15 protein-coding genes and 2 tRNA genes are annotated in these 18,860 nt (G+C 73.6%); 5 read left to right on the top strand and 12 right to left on the bottom strand.

Annotated elements, in window-relative coordinates; all coding sequences use genetic code 11:
* Window positions 1-22: 22 nt before the first annotated feature.
* From ACZ6TV_RS29135 to ACZ6TV_RS29080, 12 genes are all read right to left on the bottom strand, one after another.
* Entirely contained in the window at window positions 23-1,210 is a 1,188-nt protein-coding gene (locus ACZ6TV_RS29135; RefSeq protein WP_465300479.1) for an AAA family ATPase, read from the bottom strand.
* A gap of 31 nt (window positions 1,211-1,241) precedes the next feature.
* On the bottom strand, window positions 1,242-2,771 hold the full coding sequence (locus ACZ6TV_RS29130; RefSeq protein ID WP_465300478.1) for a hypothetical protein: 1,530 nt from the start codon (window positions 2,769-2,771) through the stop codon (window positions 1,242-1,244).
* Window positions 2,772-3,065: 294 nt separating this feature from the next.
* On the bottom strand, window positions 3,066-4,424 hold the full coding sequence (locus ACZ6TV_RS29125; protein WP_465300477.1) for a hypothetical protein: 1,359 nt from the start codon (window positions 4,422-4,424) through the stop codon (window positions 3,066-3,068).
* Window positions 4,421-6,022, bottom strand: a complete 1,602-nt coding sequence (locus ACZ6TV_RS29120) for an ankyrin repeat domain-containing protein (protein WP_465300476.1) — start codon at window positions 6,020-6,022, stop codon at window positions 4,421-4,423. The genes ACZ6TV_RS29125 and ACZ6TV_RS29120 overlap by 4 nt, the downstream gene beginning before the upstream one ends.
* Window positions 6,019-7,143 carry a leucine-rich repeat domain-containing protein gene (locus ACZ6TV_RS29115; RefSeq protein ID WP_465300475.1) on the bottom strand — a complete coding sequence of 375 codons (1,125 nt, stop codon included), beginning with the start codon at window positions 7,141-7,143 and terminating at the stop codon, window positions 6,019-6,021. Before ACZ6TV_RS29115 ends, ACZ6TV_RS29120 begins: the two co-directional genes overlap by 4 nt.
* A complete protein-coding gene (locus ACZ6TV_RS29110; protein ID WP_465300474.1) occupies window positions 7,137-8,405 on the bottom strand; it encodes an SDR family NAD(P)-dependent oxidoreductase in 1,269 nt (422 codons plus the stop codon). Before ACZ6TV_RS29110 ends, ACZ6TV_RS29115 begins: the two co-directional genes overlap by 7 nt.
* A 38-nt stretch (window positions 8,406-8,443) precedes the next feature.
* A tRNA-Gly gene (locus ACZ6TV_RS29105) sits at window positions 8,444-8,516 on the bottom strand.
* An 84-nt stretch (window positions 8,517-8,600) separates the two neighbouring features.
* Window positions 8,601-8,673 (bottom strand) — tRNA-Ala (locus tag ACZ6TV_RS29100).
* A complete protein-coding gene (locus ACZ6TV_RS29095) occupies window positions 8,664-9,071 on the bottom strand; it encodes a VOC family protein (protein ID WP_465300473.1) in 408 nt (135 codons plus the stop codon). Before ACZ6TV_RS29095 ends, ACZ6TV_RS29100 begins: the two co-directional genes overlap by 10 nt.
* Before the next feature lie 51 nt (window positions 9,072-9,122).
* Window positions 9,123-9,554 carry a hypothetical protein gene (locus ACZ6TV_RS29090; RefSeq protein WP_465300472.1) on the bottom strand — a complete coding sequence of 144 codons (432 nt, stop codon included), beginning with the start codon at window positions 9,552-9,554 and terminating at the stop codon, window positions 9,123-9,125.
* A 40-nt stretch (window positions 9,555-9,594) separates the two neighbouring features.
* Entirely contained in the window at window positions 9,595-10,149 is a 555-nt protein-coding gene (locus ACZ6TV_RS29085) for an RNA polymerase sigma factor (RefSeq protein ID WP_465300471.1), read from the bottom strand.
* A gap of 326 nt (window positions 10,150-10,475) precedes the next feature.
* A complete protein-coding gene (locus tag ACZ6TV_RS29080) occupies window positions 10,476-11,654 on the bottom strand; it encodes a S8 family peptidase (RefSeq protein ID WP_465300470.1) in 1,179 nt (392 codons plus the stop codon).
* A gap of 116 nt (window positions 11,655-11,770) precedes the next feature.
* Between ACZ6TV_RS29080 and ACZ6TV_RS29075 the strand changes: the two genes are divergently transcribed.
* The 5 genes from ACZ6TV_RS29075 to ACZ6TV_RS29055 all read left to right on the top strand — a co-directional run bounded on the left by ACZ6TV_RS29075 (window position 11,771) and on the right by ACZ6TV_RS29055 (window position 18,850).
* Window positions 11,771-14,335 carry an FHA domain-containing protein gene (locus ACZ6TV_RS29075; RefSeq protein WP_465300469.1) on the top strand — a complete coding sequence of 855 codons (2,565 nt, stop codon included), beginning with the start codon at window positions 11,771-11,773 and terminating at the stop codon, window positions 14,333-14,335.
* 893 nt (window positions 14,336-15,228) lie between these two features.
* Window positions 15,229-15,978, top strand: coding sequence for a dienelactone hydrolase family protein (locus tag ACZ6TV_RS29070; RefSeq protein WP_465300468.1), 750 nt, complete (start codon window positions 15,229-15,231; stop codon window positions 15,976-15,978).
* Between the two features lie 2 nt (window positions 15,979-15,980).
* Complete coding sequence (locus tag ACZ6TV_RS29065; protein WP_465300467.1) at window positions 15,981-16,259, top strand: DUF6295 family protein; 279 nt, start codon at window positions 15,981-15,983, stop codon at window positions 16,257-16,259.
* Between the two features lie 41 nt (window positions 16,260-16,300).
* A complete protein-coding gene (locus ACZ6TV_RS29060; RefSeq protein WP_465300466.1) occupies window positions 16,301-18,187 on the top strand; it encodes a propionyl-CoA synthetase in 1,887 nt (628 codons plus the stop codon).
* Between the two features lie 87 nt (window positions 18,188-18,274).
* A complete protein-coding gene (locus tag ACZ6TV_RS29055; protein ID WP_465300465.1) occupies window positions 18,275-18,850 on the top strand; it encodes an ATP-dependent Clp protease proteolytic subunit in 576 nt (191 codons plus the stop codon).
* Window positions 18,851-18,860 lie beyond the last annotated feature (10 nt).

Below are 18,860 nucleotides of genomic sequence, written 5' to 3'. Positions count from 1 at the left end.
TCGGTGGCAGGAACGGGACGGGTCAGCGGAGGGCGCCGGAGAGGCTGAGGATGTCGATGAAGGCGTCGATCGTGGGTGGGACGGGCCAGGCGGGTTTGCGCATGGCGGCCAGGTCGGCGGCGGCGCGGGCGGCGACGTCGGGGACGCCGGCCTCGACGGCCTTGGACAGGACGGTCCAGGCGGCTTCCCAGCGCTCGCGGGTGGTGTTGCTCTGGACGGCGGACACGACGGCGGTGAGGAAGGCGAGCTGGCGGTCGCCGCGGGTGGGGAGCTGGAAGGCGTCGGGGTTGGCCAGGACGCGGTTGGGGTCGGGGAGGTCGAGCTCGTCGAGGTAGTTGACCAGCTCGAGGCCGGCGCCGTCGCCGATGGCGCCGATGAGGGCGGTGGACAGGGCGGCGCGGGAGGCGTCGCTGGCCATGCCGAAGGTGAGCAGGCGCAGGGCCATCTCCCAGGTGCGCGGGGACGGCCAGGCGCCGCCGCGGGCCTCGGCGTCGGCGGGGAGGTGGTGGGCGAGGCCGGGGCGGGCGGTGAGGAAGCCGGACAGGGTGCCGCGGGCGCGGGCCAGCGCAGACGCTCCCTTGCGCGGGTCGATGCGGGGGATGTCGGCGGTCGGCCAGGTGCCGGCGAGGCCGCGGGCGACGACGGCCGGGTCGTGGGTCCAGTGCAGGTGGACGAACCGGTTGGCCAGGGGCGGGCTCAGGTGCCAGCCGTCGGCGGCGCTCGCCGGTGGGTTGGCGGCGGCGACGACGCGGACCGCGGGTGGGAGCTCGAGGCTGCCGACGCGGCGCTCCAGCACGACGCGCAGCAGCGCGGCCTGGACGGCGGGCGGGGCGGAGGACAGCTCGTCGAAGAAGATCAGGCCGTGGCCGCGTGCGGCGAGGCGGACGGCCCAGTCGGGCGGGGCCATCGGCACGCCCTGGGTGGCGGGGTCGTCGCCGACGACCGGCAGGCCGGCGAAGTCGGACGGCTCGTGGATGCTGGCGATGACCGTCTCCATCGGCACGTCGAGCCGGTCGGACAGCTGCTGCAGTGCCGAGGACTTGCCGATGCCGGGCTCGCCCCACAGCAGGACCGGCAGATTGGCGGAGACCGCCAGGGCGAGCGCCTCCAGCGCGGTGTTGTCGCGGCGCTCCACGCGGGTCGAGCGGGTGGCGGCGATCAGCTCGTCGGCCGCCGCGAGGAGGGTCAGCGCCGTCGGTTCTGCGGTCATGCGCGACACGGTAGCCCCCGGGTACGACATTTCACGCCGCCAGGAACCACAGCTCCTCGAGGCGTCCTGCGGCGCGGGCCAGGTCGGCCCAGCCGGCGCCGGCGAACGTGACGGCGCTCACGTCGGCGCCCATCGTGGCGAGGGCGCGGATCGTGTCCGCGGGGCCGCCGTGAGCGACCGCGAACAGCAGCGGAGTCATCCCGGCCGCGTCGCGGGCCTCCAGGTCCAGGCCGGCGGCGAGCAGGTCAAGCAGGAGCGGGTCGGCGTCCGGCACGTACGCCAGCAGGTGCAGCATCGTCCTCCTGGACCGGTCCCGGAACCAGGGGTCGCCGCCCGCCGCGAGCCACGCCGTCAGCGCGGGAGCGTCGCCGTGCCGCGCGAGGCGTACCAGCGTGGCGAGCCGCAACCGCAGCGCCGCCGGCATCGGGGCGAGCGGGTCGTGCCAGCCGAGGTCGCCGGGGTCGGTGAGGTGCCAGGCGCCGTCCCGGCGGACGCGGACCGGGCCGGTGTCCGGCACCGGCGACGGCGGCATCGTCGACAGCGCCGGGAACAGGGCGGCGCCGACGAGTGGGTGCAACGCGGTCGCGGGCAGCATCCCGAGCCGCACGAGGTCGGCGTCGACGGGCCGCTCGACCAGCGCCGCCGGGAGCCGGAGTCCGGGCGGGTCCGGCAGCCCGAAGACCGTCTTTTCGCGGATGCGGCAGGTGTACGCGTCGTCCAGCTGGTCCAGCAGCGCCTCCGGCGCGCCCGTCGTCCTGACCGCGAAAGGCAGAGCGGTCAGGTCCAGACGCCACATCCGCCGCGCCGGGCCGCTGCGGGGAGTCCGGACCGACGCCCGCAGGTCGGCCCGCCGGGCGAGGAGCGGCCCGAGGTCGAACCCGGCGAGCCGCCACGCCCCGATCCAGTCCCCGGCGTCCTGCAGCGTGATGACGTGCTCCGCGAGCCCCCACGCCTCCGGCGGCAGCCGCGTCCCGTCCGCGCCGAGAAACGGCACCCGCGACCCGGCCGTCCCGAGCGGCGCCCCCGGCGCCCCACCCGTGCCGGGCGGCGTCTCCCGCGACCCGGCCGCACCGGGGAACGGCTCCCGTGTCCCGGCAGTGCCGGGGAACGGCTCCAGCGACCCGGCCGCGGCGGCCGTCCGTTCGCCGAGGGACGCGGTGTGCCGGCTGTCCCACAGCTCCCGGCTGTACACCAGCGACCACCGCCACGTGTCGGGCGGCACGGCACCGTAGCGCAGCGCCAGCCGCTCGGGCTCGCGCCGCAGCACGAACAGCGCCCGGTCGCCGTGGACGCTGAGGACGGTCACCGGCCGCGCGGGGTCGAGGTGCCAGCGCAGCAGGTCCGGCACCAGGTGCCGCAGGTCGTCCTCGATCCGCGCCGCGACCTCGCCGCCGTCACCGCGGGCGATCGCGGAAAGGTCGAGCTCGACGTCGACCCGCGCCGCCGCGCACGCGCCCCGCCAGTCCCCGGCGGCCCGCCGCGCGGTCGCCGCCGCGATCATCCACGCCGGCACCCCGACCCGCCGCACCCACCGCGCCGCCGCCAGCTCACGCCGCCACATCAAGCCCCCCGCGAACCAACCGCCCCCGAACCCGCCGAACGCCGGCAAGCCATCGAGCACCGGCAAGCAGCCGGCCGCCGGCAAGGCATCGAGCGCAGGCAAGGCGTCGAGCATCTGAAGGCATCCCGCGCCGGAGGCGGGGCGCAGCGGCGGCATCAGGCGTCCCGCCGGCCTCGAGCTGCCCGGCGGTGCACGCTGCGGCCCAGTCGCCGGCGAGCCGCGCTGCCGTGGCCCGCTCGATCAGCCACGCGGGCACCCCGTACCGGCGGATCCGCCGCCAATGGCAGAGGCGCGTCATCTGCCGCCGAGCCCCCGCAGCGCTTCGATCGCGGCCGGGGTGCCGCCGCAGGTCAGCGCGTGCTCCAGCGGGGTCAGGCCGGCCCGGTCGCGGGTGTTCGGGTCGAGCCCGGCGTGCCGCAGGCGCGCCAGCACGGGGCCCGGGTCCGGCAGCCACGCGATCAGGTGCAGCATCGTGCGGCCCTCCTGGTCGAGCAGGTGCGGGTCGAGGCCGGCGTCGAGCCACGCGACGAGCGCCGGCCCGTCGCCGTTGACGGCGTGCTGCACGATGTCGCGGCGGCGCAGGCGCAGCGCCTTCGGCGTCCACGTGTCCGGGTCCCGCCAGCCGGCCTGGGCGGCGAAGCACCCGCGCAGCGGCGCCCCGCCCAGCGCCCGCAGCGTCAGCTCCCGGCGGGTCTCCTCGGCGGTGTGCCGGTGGCCGCCGAGGATGTGCCACTCGCCCTGGCATCGCACGCGGACCGGCGCCATGTCGGGGACGGTCTCGGGGGTCCCTTCGAAGAGCCCGGCGAGGCCGGGGAAGAGGGCGTCGCCGACGAGCGGGTGCAGGTCCTCCAGCGGCAGGATCCCGTGGCGTACCAGGTCGAAGTCGACGGGGCGTTCGGCGCGGACGGCGGGCACCTCGGCGGGCGACACGACCCCGGCGCCGCGCCAGACCCGCAGGTCGGCGTCGATCCTGAGCGGCACCCCCTGATCGCCGCCGGCGCGCACGACGAGCTCGCGGCGTCCCGCGGCGTCGGCGCGCAGCTGGGGCAGGTTGTGCCGGCCGGCGCGCAGCAGCAGGTCGAGCCAGTGCCCGTGGCCGGTCTCGGCCCGCAGCGGCCCGACGTCGAAGCCGGCCATGGTCCAGGCACCGGCCCAGTCGCCGGCGTCCTGCGCGGCGATGATCCGTTCCTGGTCCGTCCACGCCTCCGGCGGCAGCCGGTCCCCGGTGCCGGTGAACCCCGGCAGGTGGCCGTCGTAGCCGCCGCAGCGGTCGAGGAGCTCGCCGGTGCGCCGGGTGTCCCACCGTTCCCGCGGGAACGCCTCGCCGCCGTGGTGCGGGGCGAACACGAGCTCCAGCCGCCGGCTGGGCGTGCCCGGATGCTTCGGCCGGACCTGCAGCGCATGCCGCCCGTGTACGGCCAGCACGACGGCGGCGCTCGTGAGCGGCTCCGGGAACCGGTGCCAGCGCAGCAGGTCCGGGGCGAGGTGGGCGAGGTCGTCCTCGAACAGGGTCGCCTGCCCGGCGTCGAGCGCGACGTCGATGCCGGCGGCGTCGCACGCGCCGTGCCAGTCCCCGGCCAGCCGGCGCTCGGTCGCCCGCTCGATCATCCAGTGCGGGACGGCGAACCGCCGCGCCGTCCGGAGCGCCCTCACCGGTCGTGCAGCAGGGTTTTCAGTTCGGGACGGCCGAACCGGTCCATGGTCTCGACGACGGACACGCCGTTGTCGTCCTCGCCGTCGAGGTCCGCCCCGGCCGCGATCAGGGCCTGGACGAGCTCGAGGGAGCCCGTGTCGTACGCGGCGGTCTGCAGCGGGGTCATGCCGCGCCGGTCGCGGGCGTGGACGTCGAGCCCGGCGCCGATCAGCCGGTGGAACAGCGTCAGGTCGCCGGGTGCCGCCATCAGGCCGCTGATGTGGTGCAGCAGCGTCCGGCCGTGCGGGTCGCGGGCGTGCGGGTCGACGCCCGCGTCGAGCAGTTCCAGGACGCCGGGCAGGTCGCCCTGCTGGGCCCGCAGCATGAGGTCGGCGCGCAGCTCGCGCAGGGCGCGGGGGAGCCCGGCCTGCCCGTCGCGCCAGGCCCGTTCGGCGGCGATGCAGCCGTGCACCTGGCCGCCGAGGGCGAGGAGGGCCTGTTCGCGGCGGCGTTCCTCGTCGGTGTGCGGGATGTCGAAGCGCCCGCCGGTCATCCGCACGTGATGCCACGCGCCGTCGCGGCAGCGCAGCCGTGCCTCGGTCCGCGCCGCCGGGACCGTCCTGCCGACGGGTTCGGCCTCCGGGAAGAACGCGGCGTGGACCAGGGGGTGCAGCCACGACACGGGGATCACGCCGAAGCGGACCAGGTCGGCGTCGATGGGCCGCTCGTACGGGCCGGTGTCCAGGTGCCAGTCGGCGTCGCGTTCCCGGTAGCCGGTCGCCTCCCATTCGCCGGTCAGCCGCGGCCCGTCGAACCCGGTGAGCTTCAGGACGTGGTTCCACCCGAAGTTGAGCCCGACCAGGTCGGTGCCCCGGGCGCGGGCGGCGTTCAGGACGGCGGTGTGCTCGCCGAGGAAGCCGGTCCACAGCCGCCCCAGGATTCGCGTGATCCAGCGGTTCTTGTCCTCCGGCGGCTCCGGTACGTCGGCGCCCGCGGCCTGCCACGCCTCGCGGAACCGTCCGGCGTCGTGCAGGGCCAGGATCCGCTCGGTGAGCCCCCACGCGGACTCCGGCAGCGGCCGGCCCGCCGGGTCGTGGAACGGCAGGTGCGTCCACCCGCAGCCGTCGAGCAGGTGCCGGCTCTCGCGGGCGTCGAAGAGGTGCCGCCGGGCCCGGTAGTCGTGCAGGGCGTGGAACGGCCGCGGCCCTTCGTCCCACTCCCAGTCGTCCCAGGCGTCGGGGTCGAGGGGTTCGGCGGTGGCGAACAGCCGCAGCCGCTGGGAGCCGAACCCGAGTCTGGTGCCGCCGATGTACAGGCCGGGCCCGTCGTCCCCGCCGGCCAGGTGGAACACCTGCCGGGCGTCGAGGTGGGTGTCGCCGCGGGCCGGTTTGCGGGGCAGGTGCCAGCGCAGCAGGTCCGGGGCGAAGTGGGCGAGGTCGTCCTCGAACGGCTTCGCCTGCTCGTCGCCGAGCTCGACGTCGACGTTCGCGGCGGCGCAGGCGGCCCGCCAGTCACCGGCGAGCCGGGCGTCGGTCGCGGCCCGGATCATCGCCGGGGGCGTCGCCCAACGCCGGATCCGGCGCCAGTTGCCGGCGGCCGCTCTGGTCAGGGAGGTCACCGGTACACGCTCACGATCTCGCTGCTGTTTGCACTACCAGGTCCGCCGTCGGCGGGTGGGAGCAGCGCGCTGATGGCCCGTTTCACGCGGCGCGGGACGTCCGGGCCGAGCGCGAGGCGGGTGAGGTCCGTTGCGGGCAGCGCCGCGAGGAGCGCCTTGGCGCCGCGGCCGCCGACGCCCGTGTGGCGCAGGTCGAGGCGGCGCAGCGGGGTGCCGGGCAGGGCGGCGGCGAGCAGCGCGGCACCGTCGTCGCCGACCACGTTGTCGGCGGCGCCGAGCACCCGCAGCGACTGCGGCCGGCTCAGGTCCAGGCTGTCCATGACGGTCAGCCGCTCGGCGAGGCCGGCGACGGTGGCCCGGGTCAGTCCGTTGCCGCCGAGGCCCAGCGTGGTGCCGCCGGCGCTGACCGCTTCGACGACCGGGGCGGCGCCGGCGTCGCCCAGCCGGTTCGCGGCGAGGAACAGCCCCTGGACGCCCGCGTCGCGCAGCAGCCTGCGCAGCAGCGGGCCCGCCTCGGGGCCGAGACCGTTGCCGCCGAGGAAGACCCGCCGCACCGGCGCGGGCCGGGCGGCGAGCGCGTCGACGAGGACCTCCAGGCCGGCGGTGGTCAGGCCGGTGTTGACGAGGTCGACGGTGTCGATGGTCGTGTTGCGCCGCAACGTGTCCGCGAGGGCGGTGACCCCCTCGTCGCCGAGCGGGTTGCGTTTGAGCCACAGCGCCCGCACCCGGTCGTCGTCGGCGAGCCGCTCGAACAGCGGTGCCGCGCCGGCGGCGTCGATCGCGTTGCAGCCGAGGTACAGCGTCTCGACCCGGTGCCCGTCGGGCAGGCCGGTCGCGAGCGCGGCCGTGCCCGCGGCGCCGAGCCCGTTCGTGCCCAGCAGCAGGTGCACGGCGTGCGGCGAGCCGGCGGCGCGGTCGAGGACCTGGGTGACGCCTTCGGCGCCGAGGCCCTGCTTGCACAGGTCGAGGCGGCCGTCGGGCTGGAGCGTGCCGAGGGGGAAACGCTCGGTGTCGCGGACCGGCTCGGGATCCCTGAGCCGGGCCAGCAGCGGCGACAGGTCGTCGAGGTCCGCCTGCGGCACGACCGGGACCGCGATCACCGGGCAAACGATCTCTACCATTCCACCACCTGGTAGTCCTTGAGGAAGACACCGGAGATCCGGTCGCCGTGCACGCCGCGGACGATCGGGTCGTAGACCCGGGCGGCGCCGTCGACGACGTCGAGCGGCACCCGGAAGCCGGCCTCGTGGAAGGCCTCCTTGGTGCCCTGCGGCCGCTCGTCGGTGACCCAGCCGGTGTCGACGCTGGTGACGTGGATGCCGTCGCGGGCGTAGTCCTCGGCGATCGTGCGGGTCAGCATGTTGAGGCCGGCCTTGGCCATGTTGGTGTGCGGGTGCCGGCTCGTCTTGTTGCGGCGGCTGAAGCTGCCCTCCATCGCCGAGACGTTGACGACGTAACGGTCGGGGTGCGGGGAGGCGAGCATCAGCGGGCGCAGGCGGGCGGTGAGCAGGAACGGCACGAACGCGTTGACGACCTGCACCTCCATCCACTCCCGCGGGCTGACCTCGTGCAGGTGCAGCACCCAGCTGTTGACGGGGCGCAGATCCAGTGGCTCGCCGGTCTCGTCGACCTCGCCGAGCGGGAAGAAGTCCACTGTGGACCGCAGCGCCGGGACCTGGGTCGCCTCGACGAGGGGGACCGCCGCGGTGATCGACGCCTTCTCGGCCTCCCGCAGCCCGCGGTGGTACTCGAACGGGCGGGAGATGGTCTGGGCCGCGTTGTTGACGAGGATGTCGAGGTGGCCCCAGCGCTCGGTGACCGCGTCGACGAGGCCCACGACCGCGGGCAGGTCCAGGAAGTCGACGCCGTGCACCCGCAGCCGGCCCTGCCAGTCGGCGAAGTCGCTCTCGGCGGCGAAGCGGCGCGCGGCGTCGTGCGGGAACCTCGTGGTGACGATGACGTCGGCGCCGTCGCGCAGCAGCTTCAGCGCGGTCTGATAGCCGATCTTGATCCGGCCGCCGGTGACGAGGGCGCGCCGGCCGCGCAGGTCGCAGCGGGCGGTGCGGCGCGCCGTGTTGCCGGCCGAGCACGGCGGGCACATCAGCGGATACGCGTCGTCGACGGCGCGGTAGTGCTCCTTGCAGACATAGCAGCGCCTCGCCCGCAGCAGCTCCCGCCCCGCGGTGTCCCCGGTCAGCAGCTCCAGGTCGTGTGCGGCGGTCGCGGTCCGGCGGCTGCTCTTCTGCTGCTTCTTGCGGCTCTTGTACGCCCCGACGACCGCCTCACGCACGGCCGGCGCCGACGGGTCGTCGTCGTCCGCGCCGTTGAGCGCGGCGAGCACACGCAGGCACGCCGCGACGTCGGAGGGGTCCAGACGAGGCACCGGCAGAGCCTAACCGGTGCCGGCAAGCGTGACTTTCGGTGGACCGGCCGGAATCGAACCGGCGTCCTCCGCTCTGGCAAAGCGGTGCGTCGACCTCTGCGCTACGGCCCACCGCGGACGAGCATAGACGCGGTGGGTCGCTCTTCGGGTTTGCGGGCAGAGCCGGTCTTGCGGGCCAGAGCCGGTCTTGCGGGGCAGGGCCGGTCGGAATCGAACCGACGTCCTCCAGCGTGCTGTGCGGGCGCGACGACCTCTGCGCTACGACCCTGCCGCGGGGTAGCTTAGTACCCGCGTGCGCGGCTGGTAGAGCTGGTGCAGGACGAAGGTGTTGCCGTCGGGGTCGGAGAAGCTCGTGACCCGCGAGAACGGTCCTTCCTCGATCGGTCCTTCGAAGATGATGCCCCGCTCGGACAGCTCCTCGTAGGTCTTCTCGATGTCGTCGGTGTCCAGGACGATGCCGCGCAGGGAGCCGGCCGGCATGGTCTCGAACCAGGTGACGAGTGTGAACGCGGTCTGCCCGTGCTTGGGGGCCACCTCGACCCACCGGCGGTCGCCGGAGTCGTTGTCGCTGACCAGCTCCCAGTCCAGCGCGTTGACGTAGAAGTCGCGTGCCCGGTCCTGGTCGCTCACCGGGATGGACACGATCTGCACGTGATCGATCGGCATGCCTTGCAGGGTACCGCCGGAAGTGTCCGTCTCGTGGCGAATTGCCTGTTGTTACAGCAGTACCCACTCGGTGTGGACCGGGGCGCCGTCGGCGGGCTCGCAGCGCAGCCGCACCGACCCCGCGGCGATCCCCTGGAAGCGGAACCGGCCCTCGTCGTCGACGTCCGCCTCTTCGGACCGGGACGCCGCGGTCTCCAGGATCACCTTGGCCGGCACCGCCGGCGACACCGTGCCGACCACCTCGACGGCGCCCTCACGGGTCGTCGCCTGCACGTCGATCGTCAGCGAGCCGCCGAAGAACGACAGCAGCCGGGGCGACCCGCCACCGCGGACCGCGACGAGGCGCTCCCGGGCCGAGTCGGCGGTCAGCTTCGCCAGCGCCGCGTCCGGGTCGCGCCAGGCGATGCTGGCCCGCGCGGCGGCGAGCACGTCGTCGGGCACCGGGTCGCGCCGTCCGGCCATGTCGCGCAACACCCTCAGCACCTCTTCCTCCCCGATCATCGGGTCGGCCCTGCACCGTGCGTCATGTCGAGCCCAATCTGCGTCGCAGCGTGCCCAGGCAGCGCTGGCGGGTCGGTCCGATGCTGCCGACCGGCACGTCGAGCGCGGCCGACACCTCGGCGTAGCTCGGCGGCGGATCGGCGATGAGCACCCGCAGCAGCTGCTGGCAGGGGCCCGACAGCGCGCGGAACTCGTGCCACAGCGCCTGGTCCCGCTCGTCGCGCAGCACGCCCGCGTCGGGCTCCTCGTCGTCGCCGGCACCGAGGATCCCGGCGAAGTCGGTGGCCGCGCCCGCGGGCACGTCCCGGCCGCCGCGGCGCAGCAGCGCCAGGGCCTCCCGGCGGGCGGTGGTCGCGAGCCACGAGCCGAGCTTGTCCGCGTCACGAACGGCGTCGATGTGCTCGACCAGCCGCAACCAGGTCGCCTGGCTGACGTCCGAGGCGTCGGACTGGCCGAGCTGGAAGCTGCGCGCGACCGACCAGACAAGGTTGGCATATCTGTCCACGATGGACTCCCAAGCCTTCTGGTCGCCGGCGGCGGCCGCCCTCAGGACCTCGGCGTTTTCAGGCTCAGCCATGGTCTCGAAGGCTATCATCGCGCCCTGCGGGAGACGGGGTGCGGCGACGTGTGTGCCGCACCCCGTCACCCCCCTCCCCCTGGTGTGGCAATGGTGCCCCCTGCCGTGGCGCGTACTGGTCGCGCTGCCGCGCACGCGGATCGGGCTCGTGTGCTCGCCGGTCTCACGTCGTGTCCGTGTTTCGCGCACGCCGGTCGCGCGCTGTGTCCGTGCCGTGCGCACGCCGGTCTCACGTCGCGTCCATGTTGTGCGTGCGCCGGTCTCGCACTGTGTCCGGGTCTTGTGCATGCCGGTCCCGCGTTGTGTCCCTGTCTTGTGCATGCCGGTCACGCGAGTCCCGCGTAGCGGCCGTAGCGGCGGGACGCGCCGGCGATGACCGCCTCCGCCGCCAGCCTGGCCGAGCCGGCCCCGGGCAGCGCGTCGGCGATCGCGGCCGCGACGAACGGCGCCGCGAACGACGTGCCGCTCCATCTCGCCCAGCCGTCGCCGAAGTCCTCGTGATGCACGAACGTGCTGGTGACGTCCGCACCCGGCGCCGCGAGCGTGATCCACGTGCCGGTGTTGCTCCAGTCGCTGATCCGCCGGCCGTCGTGCGCCGCCACGGCGATCACCCGCCGCCGCCACGACACGCTCGTGCCGGCGAACGCCGCGGGCCAGAACGGCCGGTCGTGCTGCCCGTCGTTGCCCGCCGCGGCGACCACCACCCGGTCGCCGGTGCCCAGCAGCCGCGTCAGCGCCGCCGTCAACAGCAACGGCGGCCGGTCGTCGAGCGTGTAGCCGCCCAGCGACAGGTTGATGATCTGATGGTCGTACGCCTGCCCGAGACCCGCGATCAGGTCGGTCTCCCGGCACACCCCGAACGTGTCGACGATCCTCATCACCCGCGGCCGGACCTGCCGCGACCTGGCCAGCAGCACCCCTGCGACGAAGTTGGCGTGCCCGACGTCGCCGTCGCGCACCCCCTCGTCGTCGCCCGCCCCCAGGTCGGACTCGAAGTCCTCGGTGACATACCGGTCCTTGGGCAGCGGGCTGTTGAGCCACACCCCCGTGTCCAGCACGAGCACCTCGGTCTCCGGCACCTCACGGTCACGCACCGTGAGAGTCCCCGGCGCCGCCGGCCGCGGCGGCCCATACGGCCCCGCGTGCTCGAACGGCGTCGAGACGAACACGTGATTGGGCCCGGCGGCCACCCTGGTGTCACCGGCCGCCTCGGCCTGGACCCGCACCCGCCTCGCGGCGCGCGCGACGTCCAGACCGGGCAGCCGCACCCGCCGGAAGCCCTCCGGGACATCCCCCTCCTCCACGATGTCCCGGACGGTGAAGCCCTGCTCCACGAACGCCTGACGAGCGGTGGCGAAGTGGTCGTCGAGCACCAGGAGCTCGTCCGCGACGAACCGCACCGGAGTGCCGTCCGCCCGGTCCTCACGACGCACCCACCCCAGCCCGGCGAGCCGGCGGGCGCGGCGCGACCGCCACTGCTCCGAACGGGCGTCCGCTGGTGCCATGGCTCCTCCTCACGTGGTCTGCAAACAAGAGGAGGGAGGTCGGCTTCCTGATACAAAATCTTGCCGGGACTTCCCCCCGCTGTTTTCTGTCGTACGTGGGCGGCATGATGATGCCCGTGGCGAGCAATGACCAGCAGACCGTGACCCGCGAGCTGACCGTCCTCGAGGTGACCGTCACCGGCCCGGCCGGCGAGGCACGCTCCGTGGTGCGGCCCGACGACACCGTGACCATCGGTCGCGACGCCGCCAACGACCTGGTGGTCGAGGGCACCCTGATCTCCCGGCGGCACGCCGAGGTGATCTGGAATGACGACGGCTGGTTCCTGCGTGACCTCGGCAGCCGCAACGGCACCTATGTCGACGGCGAGAAGGCCGCGTTCGTCGCCGCCGTCGACGGGGGAGCGGTCCACCTCGGCGCCGCCGACGGCCCCAAGGTCGCGTTCAAGGTCATCACGATCACCGAGCCGGTCCCGGCGGCCCCGGCGGCCCCGCCCCTGCAGCGGGAGTCCGCCCTGCACGACGCGGGCGCGCTGATCCGCCTCGGCCGCGGCCCCGACAACAACATCGTGCTCACCGACCTGCGCACCTCGCGCAACCACGCCGAGGTCCGCCGCACCCCGACCGGCTATGAGGTCGTCGACCTCGGCAGCCGCAACGGCACGTTCCACAACGGCAAGCCGATCGCCCGCCAGGCGATCCAGGCCGGCGACATGATCTCGATCGGCCGGCACGAGTTCATCTTCGACGGGATGCGCCTGCACGAGTTCGAGGACGCCGGCCCGTCCTCACTCATCGCCGACGACCTCACCGTCCGCATCAAGGACTCGATCCTGCTCGACGACGTCAGCTTCGCGCTCAGCGAGGGCAGCCTCCTGGGCGTCATCGGCCCCTCCGGCTGCGGCAAGTCGACCCTCATCAAGGCCGTCGCCGGCCTGCGCCCGGCCACCCAGGGCACCGTCCGCTATGACGGCCGCGACCTCTATGCCGACTATGCCGAGCTGCGCTACCGCATCGGCATGGTCCCGCAGGACGACGTCCTGCACCGCCAGCTCACCGTCCGCCGCGCGCTGCGCTTCGCCGCCGCGCTCCGCTTCGCCGACGACGTGCCGCGCAACGAGCGCCGCGGCCGCGTCGCCGAGGTCCTCCGCACGCTCAACCTCACCGAGCGCGCCAAGATGCGCATCGACAAGCTGTCCGGCGGCCAGCGCAAGCGCGTCTCCGTCGCCCTGGAGCTGCTGACCGAGCCGTCGCTGCTCTTCCTCGACGAGCCCACGTCCGGCCTCGACCCGGCCCTGGACAAGGAGGTCATGGAGGAGCTGCGCGACCTCGCCGACAAGGGCCGCACCGTCGCCGTCGTGACACACAACGTGATGCACCTCGACCTGTGCGACCGCGTCCTGGTCCTCACCGTCGGCGGCCGGATGGGCTATTTCGGCCCGCCCGGCGAGCTGCTCTCCTTCTTCGGCGCCGAGGACTACGCCGAGGTGTTCCGCGAGGTCACCACCAACGCCGACCACTGGATGCGGACCTATCGCAGCTCGGAGCTGTATACGCGGTATGTGACGGCCCAGATCGCCGAGGCGCCGCTGCCGAAGCCGGCCGCCGTCGAGCGCGTCACCGTCCCGATGCCGCGCACCCCGGCGGACGCGCCGCCCGCCGCCTCCTCAGGGCTCGAGTCACCGACGGCCGAGCAGACGATGCCGCAGCGCCCGGAGACCCCGGCCGCCGCGCCCTCTCCCGCCGCGCCTTCTCCCGCTGCGGCAGCGCCCGCCGAGCCCGCCACCTCCGGCAAGCCGGCGCGGGCGGTCGGGCGGGCGAGGGTCAAGCTCGGCGGCGCCTCACTGCGCAACCGGGCCCTGCACCCCGCGGCGCCGATCCGGCAGTTCCTCACCCTGTGCCTGCGCATGTTCTGGGTCATCGGCGCCGACCGGGGCCTGGCCCTGTTCACCATCGGCCTGCCCCTCGCCCTGGCCCTGCTGACCCGCACCGTCCCCGGCGACAACGGCCTGGCCCCCGGCACCGGCAGGATCAGCCTCGAAGCGCAACGCCTCCTCGTCGTCCTCGCCGTCGGCGCCGCGTTCCTCGGCACCGCCGCCGCCATCCGCGAGATCGTCAACGAGGCCACCATCTACAAACGCGAACGCGCCGTCGGCCTCTCCGCGGGCGCGTATCTCGCCTCGAAGGTCTTCGTCTTCGCCGTCATCATCGTCGGCCAGACGGCCCTGTTCACCTGGCTCGCCCTCCTCGGCAAGAAGCCCCCGAAGGCCCCCCTGATCTTCCCCGAGCACTGGCTCCTGGAGATCAGCATCCCCGTCGCCCTGGTGGCCCTCGCCTCCATGGCCTTCGGCCTCCTCGTCAGCGCCCTCGCCAAGACCACCGAGCAGACGACCCCGGTCCTCGTCGTCGTCGTGATGGCCCAGCTCGTCCTGTCCGGCGGCCTGTTCGAGCTCCAGGGCCAGACCGTCCTGCAACAGATCGCCTGGCTCTTCCCCACCCGCTGGGGCCTCGCCGCCGGCGCCTCCACCGTCGACCTCCAGTCCATGATCCCCTTCACGGACACCCTCTGGGACCCCACCACCGGCGCCTGGTGGCGCTCTGTCCTCATCCTGATCCTGCAGATCGCCGCCCTGATCGGCCTGGCCCGCCTCGCCCTCCGCCGCCTGGAACCCGGCCGCCAGTAACCACCCCTCGCCCGACCTCCCCGCCTGGACCTTCCCCAACACCTCGCCGCACTCCGACCCCCGGCCGGGTCTGCGGGTCGGGTCTGCGGGTCGGGTCTGCGACCGACCTGACTGTGGTCGGCCCCGTCTGTGGGTCGGCCCGGCCGGGAGGTTGGTCCGGTCTGCGGCCCGGCTTGGTCTGCGGGTCGGCTTCGTCTGCGGCCCGGGCCGCCATGTATCCGGAAAGCCTTTGGCCTGTGGTCCGGCTTGGAGCACAGGCTGCCGAGCCTGTGGGTCCGGCTTGGCTTTCGGCCCGGACGCTCCACCTCCGGGCGAGGTGCCTTGCCCGGAGCCTGGCCCGCCCTACGGGTCGGAGTGGCTCGGTCTGCGGCCCCGGGACGTCTCACCCGCGGTCCGGCCCCGGTCCGGGTTCTGCCCGCGGCCTGGTCCAGTCCGGTGCGGACTGCAGGTGGGCGGCCGCCTTCGGAGGAAACGCTCGGCCTGCGGGTCACCCTGGCGTGCGGCATCGGCTCAGCTCCCGGGTCGACCCCTGTCTCCGGGTCAGCTTGAGCTGCGGCCAGAGCGTCCCGTCTCCGGACGGAGCGCTTGTCTTGCGGCGGGCTCGGCACAGTCTGCGAAGCCGGTCCGAGCCGCGGGGCGGTCTGCGTGAGCCGGCTCGGTTCGGAGGTGGTTTCGAGGTGGTCGGTTCACGTGACCGTCCTGCTGGCCCGTACGTAATCCACGGCGGCTTGGAGCGGTCCCGAGCCGGTGCCAGGCCGGCGATCACCGTCGTTGGCGCCCCATGATCCGGAAGAGTTTGTGTCGTTATGGGTGCACGAGGTCCACCGGATCATGAGGGTGCGGCGGGAGCCTCCTCCGAGTGGGTGCGGGGGAGGCGGCAGTAGGTTGGGGGTATGGGTGATGCGATCCGCGCCGAGACGGTCTACGTCGGGGACGAGCAGATTCAGGCGTACCAGGCCAGGCCCCTCGGGCCCGGCTCGTTCCCCGGGATGGTGGTGATCCATCATCTGCCGGGCTACGACGAGTCGACGAAGGAGATGGTGCGGCGGTTCGCTGCCAACGGGTACCTGGCGATCTGCCCCAACCTGTTCTGGCGGGAAGCCCCAGGGGCGGCGCCCGATGACGCTTCGGCGTTCGTGCGGGGGCAGGGCGGTGTCCCTGACGAGCAGGTCATCGGGGACGTGCGGACGGCGATGGACGCGTTGCGGGCGCTCGACGGGCACAACGGCAAGGTCGGGGTCATCGGGCACTGCTCGGGAGGGCGGCAGGCGCTGCTGGTGTCGACGGCGCTGCCGCTGGACGCGGCCGTCGACTGTTACGGGGCGTTCGCGCTGGAGCCGCCGCCGGCGGCGAGCGGGCTGAAGATGACGTCGATCAAGGATCGGCTGCCGGAGCTGGGCTGCCCGGTGCTCGGGTTGTTCGGCGACGACGACGCGAACCCGAAGCCCGCCGAGGTGGACCGGCTCGCCGGCATCCTCGCGGAGCACGGCAAGGCGTTCGAGCGGCACAGCTACGAGGGTGCCGGGCACGGGTTCTTCTCGCCGGACCGGCCCGGGTACCGGCCGCAGGCCGCCGTCGACGGGTGGAAGAAGATCTTCGCGTTCTTCGACCTGCACCTCGGTGGCAAGCGGCTGGAGGTCTGAGCATGTGCACGTACGACACCGAGACCGTCGAGCTCGAAGGCAGCGCGAAGGGGCCGGCCGGGTGGTTTCCCGTGACCCGGGCGGCGGTCTACGTCGACCATCCGCATCACGCGCCGTTCGGGCACACGCTGAACATCGACTTCGCCGACCCGGCGCAGGGGCCGGCGGCGCGGGTCGCCGTGGAGCTGACCGAGGAGGCGGCCCGGGCACTGGTCGCCGCGATCACCGCCGCGCTCGACCACGCCCCGCCCGGACTGGCCAGCGCGAGCGCCCCTGTCTAGCACCCCTGTGGAAAGGGCGGCGGACGTGTAAGCATCGAGGGATGGGCGCTTATCGCGACACGTACGAGCGCAGTCTCACCGATCCCGGCTGGTTCTGGCGCGACGCCGCCGCCGGGGTCGACTGGGACCGCATGCCGATCCGGGTCCTGGACGGCGACCGCCCGCCGTTCTACCGCTGGTTCCCGGACGCCGAGCTCAACACCTGCCACAACGCCGTCGACCGGCACGTCGCCGCCGGGCGGGGCGGGGAGACGGCGCTCGTCTACGACAGTCCGGTGACGGGCACGCTCAGGTCGTACACCTGGAGCCGCCTGCAACACGAGGTCGCGATCTTCGCCGGGGCGCTGCGGAAGCTCGGGGTCGGCAAGGGGGACCGGGTCGTCGTCTACATGGCGATGGTCCCTGAAGCGGTGATCACGATGCTGGCCTGCGCCCGGATCGGCGCCGTGCACTCGGTCGTGTTCGGGGGGTTCGGTCCGAAGGAGCTCGCGGCCCGCATCGACGACGCCCGGCCGAAGGTGGTCGTCGCCACCTCGTGCGGGATCGAGGGCAGCCGCGTCGTGGAGTACAAGCCGCTGCTCGACGCCGCCCTCGCCGAGGCCGCGCACCAGCCGGAGCACCGCGTCATCCTGCAACGCGAGCAGGCGCCCGGCACGCTGCGCGACGGCGACCTGACCTGGGAGGACGCCATCTCCGCGGCGACGGCGGCGGCGTGTGTACCGGTGGCCGCCACCGACCCCCTGTACATCCTCTACACGTCGGGCACGACGGGCCGGCCGAAGGGGATCGTCCGCGACAACGGCGGGCATGCCGTGGCGCTGACCTGGTCGATGGCCAACGTGTACGCGACGGGACCCGGTGACGTCTTCTGGGCGGCGTCGGACGTCGGCTGGGTCGTCGGCCACTCGTACATCGTGTACGGGCCGCTGCTCGCCGGCGCCACCACCGTCCTGTACGAGGGCAAACCCGTCGGCACCCCGGACGCCGGCGCGTTCTTCCGGGTGATCGAGCAGCACAAGGTGACGGCCCTGTTCACGGCGCCGACCGCGATCCGCGCGATCCGCAAGGAGGACCCGGAGGGCAGGATGGTCGCGCGGCACGACACGTCGTCGCTGCGGACGCTGTTCCTCGCCGGGGAGCGGCTCGACCCGCAGACGTACGAGTGGGCAGGTCAGACCCTCGGCGTGCCCGTCGTCGACCACTGGTGGCAGACGGAGACCGGCTGGCCCGTCGCGGCGAACCTGCGCGGCCTGGAGCCGATGCCGACGAAGGCGGGTTCGCCGTCGGTGCCGGTGCCGGGCTTCGACGTGCGGGTCGTCCAGCCGGACGGCACGCCCGCCCCGGCCGGCGTCGACGGCGCGATCGTCATCGGGCTGCCGCTGCCGCCGGGCTGCCTGCCGACCCTGTGGCAGGACGACGAACGGTTCGTCGAGTCCTACCTGACCGAGTTCCCGGGCACGTACCTGACGGGCGACGGCGGCCGCTTCGACGAGGACGGATACCTGTACGTCATGGGCCGCACCGACGACGTCATCAACGTCGCCGGTCACCGGCTGTCCACAGGTTCCATGGAGGAGGTCCTCGCCGCGCACCCCGCCGTCGCCGAGTGCGCGGTCATCGGCGTCGACGACGAGCTCAAGGGGCAGGTGCCGCGCGGCTTCGTGGTGCTGAAAGCGGGCGTGGACGCCGACCCCGGCACCCTGCAGGACGAACTGGTCGCTCTGGTACGCCGGCGCATCGGCGCCGTCGCGTCCCTGCGCAGGGTGCAGGTCGTGCCCGCGCTGCCGAAGACCCGGTCCGGGAAGATCCTGCGCAAGACGATGCGCGGCATCGCCGACGGCGGCGACCCGGTCGTCCCGTCCACGATCGAGGACCCGTCGGTCCTGGACACCCTGCGCCCGATCCTGCGCGCTCCGGAAAAACGCTGACAGCGAACACGCTCACAGCGAACCGGGGGTCCATTCCCGGGGCGCGATCACTACGGTCGAGGAAAGCCCCGGGAAAGGACGCCGCACATGGCAGACACGCAGGTCCCCTTCGACAGCGCCGTGTTCGACAGGCTGCTCGCCAAGCGCATCATCGTCCTCGGCACCGAGGTCAACGACGAGAGCGCCAACCGCATCTGCGGCCAGCTGATCCTGCTCGCCGCCGAGGACCACGAGAAGGACATCAGCCTCTGGATCAACTCACCCGGCGGCGTCATCAGCGCCGGGCTGGCCATCTACGACACCATGCGCTTCGTGCCCAACGACGTGTCGACGGTCGTCATGGGCATGGCCGCCTCGATGGGCCAGTTCCTGCTCAGCGCCGGCACCCCCGGCAAGCGCTACGCCCTGCCCCACTCCCGCGTGATGATGCACCAGCCGTCCGGCGGCATCGGCGGCACCGCGGCCGACATCGCCATCCAGGCCGAGCAGATGCTCTTCACCAAGAAGACCATGCAGCGCCTCATCGCCGAGCACACCGGCCAGACCTATGAGCAGATCGAGGCCGACTCCGACCGGGACCGCTGGTTCACCGCCCAGGAAGCCGTCGACTACGGCTTCGTCGACAAGGTGGTCGCCGGCGCGGAGCAGCTCGCCGTGAGCTGACCCCACACCA

The organism is Dactylosporangium sp. NPDC051087 (genome assembly GCF_055586325.1).
The sequence above is the reverse complement of the archived record's forward strand: the minus strand, read 5'-3'. Positions and strand labels throughout refer to the sequence as shown.

Coding starts and splice junctions, on each gene's coding strand:
- ACZ6TV_RS29135 (WP_465300479.1), bottom strand. CDS start 1,210: ATGACCGCAGAACCGACGGCGCTGACCCTCCTCGCGGCGGCCGACGAG.
- ACZ6TV_RS29130 (WP_465300478.1), bottom strand. CDS start 2,771: ATGTGGCGGCGTGAGCTGGCGGCGGCGCGGTGGGTGCGGCGGGTCGGG.
- ACZ6TV_RS29115 (WP_465300475.1), bottom strand. CDS start 7,143: ATGGTAGAGATCGTTTGCCCGGTGATCGCGGTCCCGGTCGTGCCGCAG.
- ACZ6TV_RS29095 (WP_465300473.1), bottom strand. CDS start 9,071: ATGCCGATCGATCACGTGCAGATCGTGTCCATCCCGGTGAGCGACCAG.
- ACZ6TV_RS29085 (WP_465300471.1), bottom strand. CDS start 10,149: ATGGCTGAGCCTGAAAACGCCGAGGTCCTGAGGGCGGCCGCCGCCGGC.
- ACZ6TV_RS29080 (WP_465300470.1), bottom strand. CDS start 11,654: ATGGCACCAGCGGACGCCCGTTCGGAGCAGTGGCGGTCGCGCCGCGCC.
- ACZ6TV_RS29070 (WP_465300468.1), top strand. CDS start 15,229: ATGGGTGATGCGATCCGCGCCGAGACGGTCTACGTCGGGGACGAGCAG.
- ACZ6TV_RS29065 (WP_465300467.1), top strand. CDS start 15,981: ATGTGCACGTACGACACCGAGACCGTCGAGCTCGAAGGCAGCGCGAAG.
- ACZ6TV_RS29060 (WP_465300466.1), top strand. CDS start 16,301: ATGGGCGCTTATCGCGACACGTACGAGCGCAGTCTCACCGATCCCGGC.
- ACZ6TV_RS29055 (WP_465300465.1), top strand. CDS start 18,275: ATGGCAGACACGCAGGTCCCCTTCGACAGCGCCGTGTTCGACAGGCTG.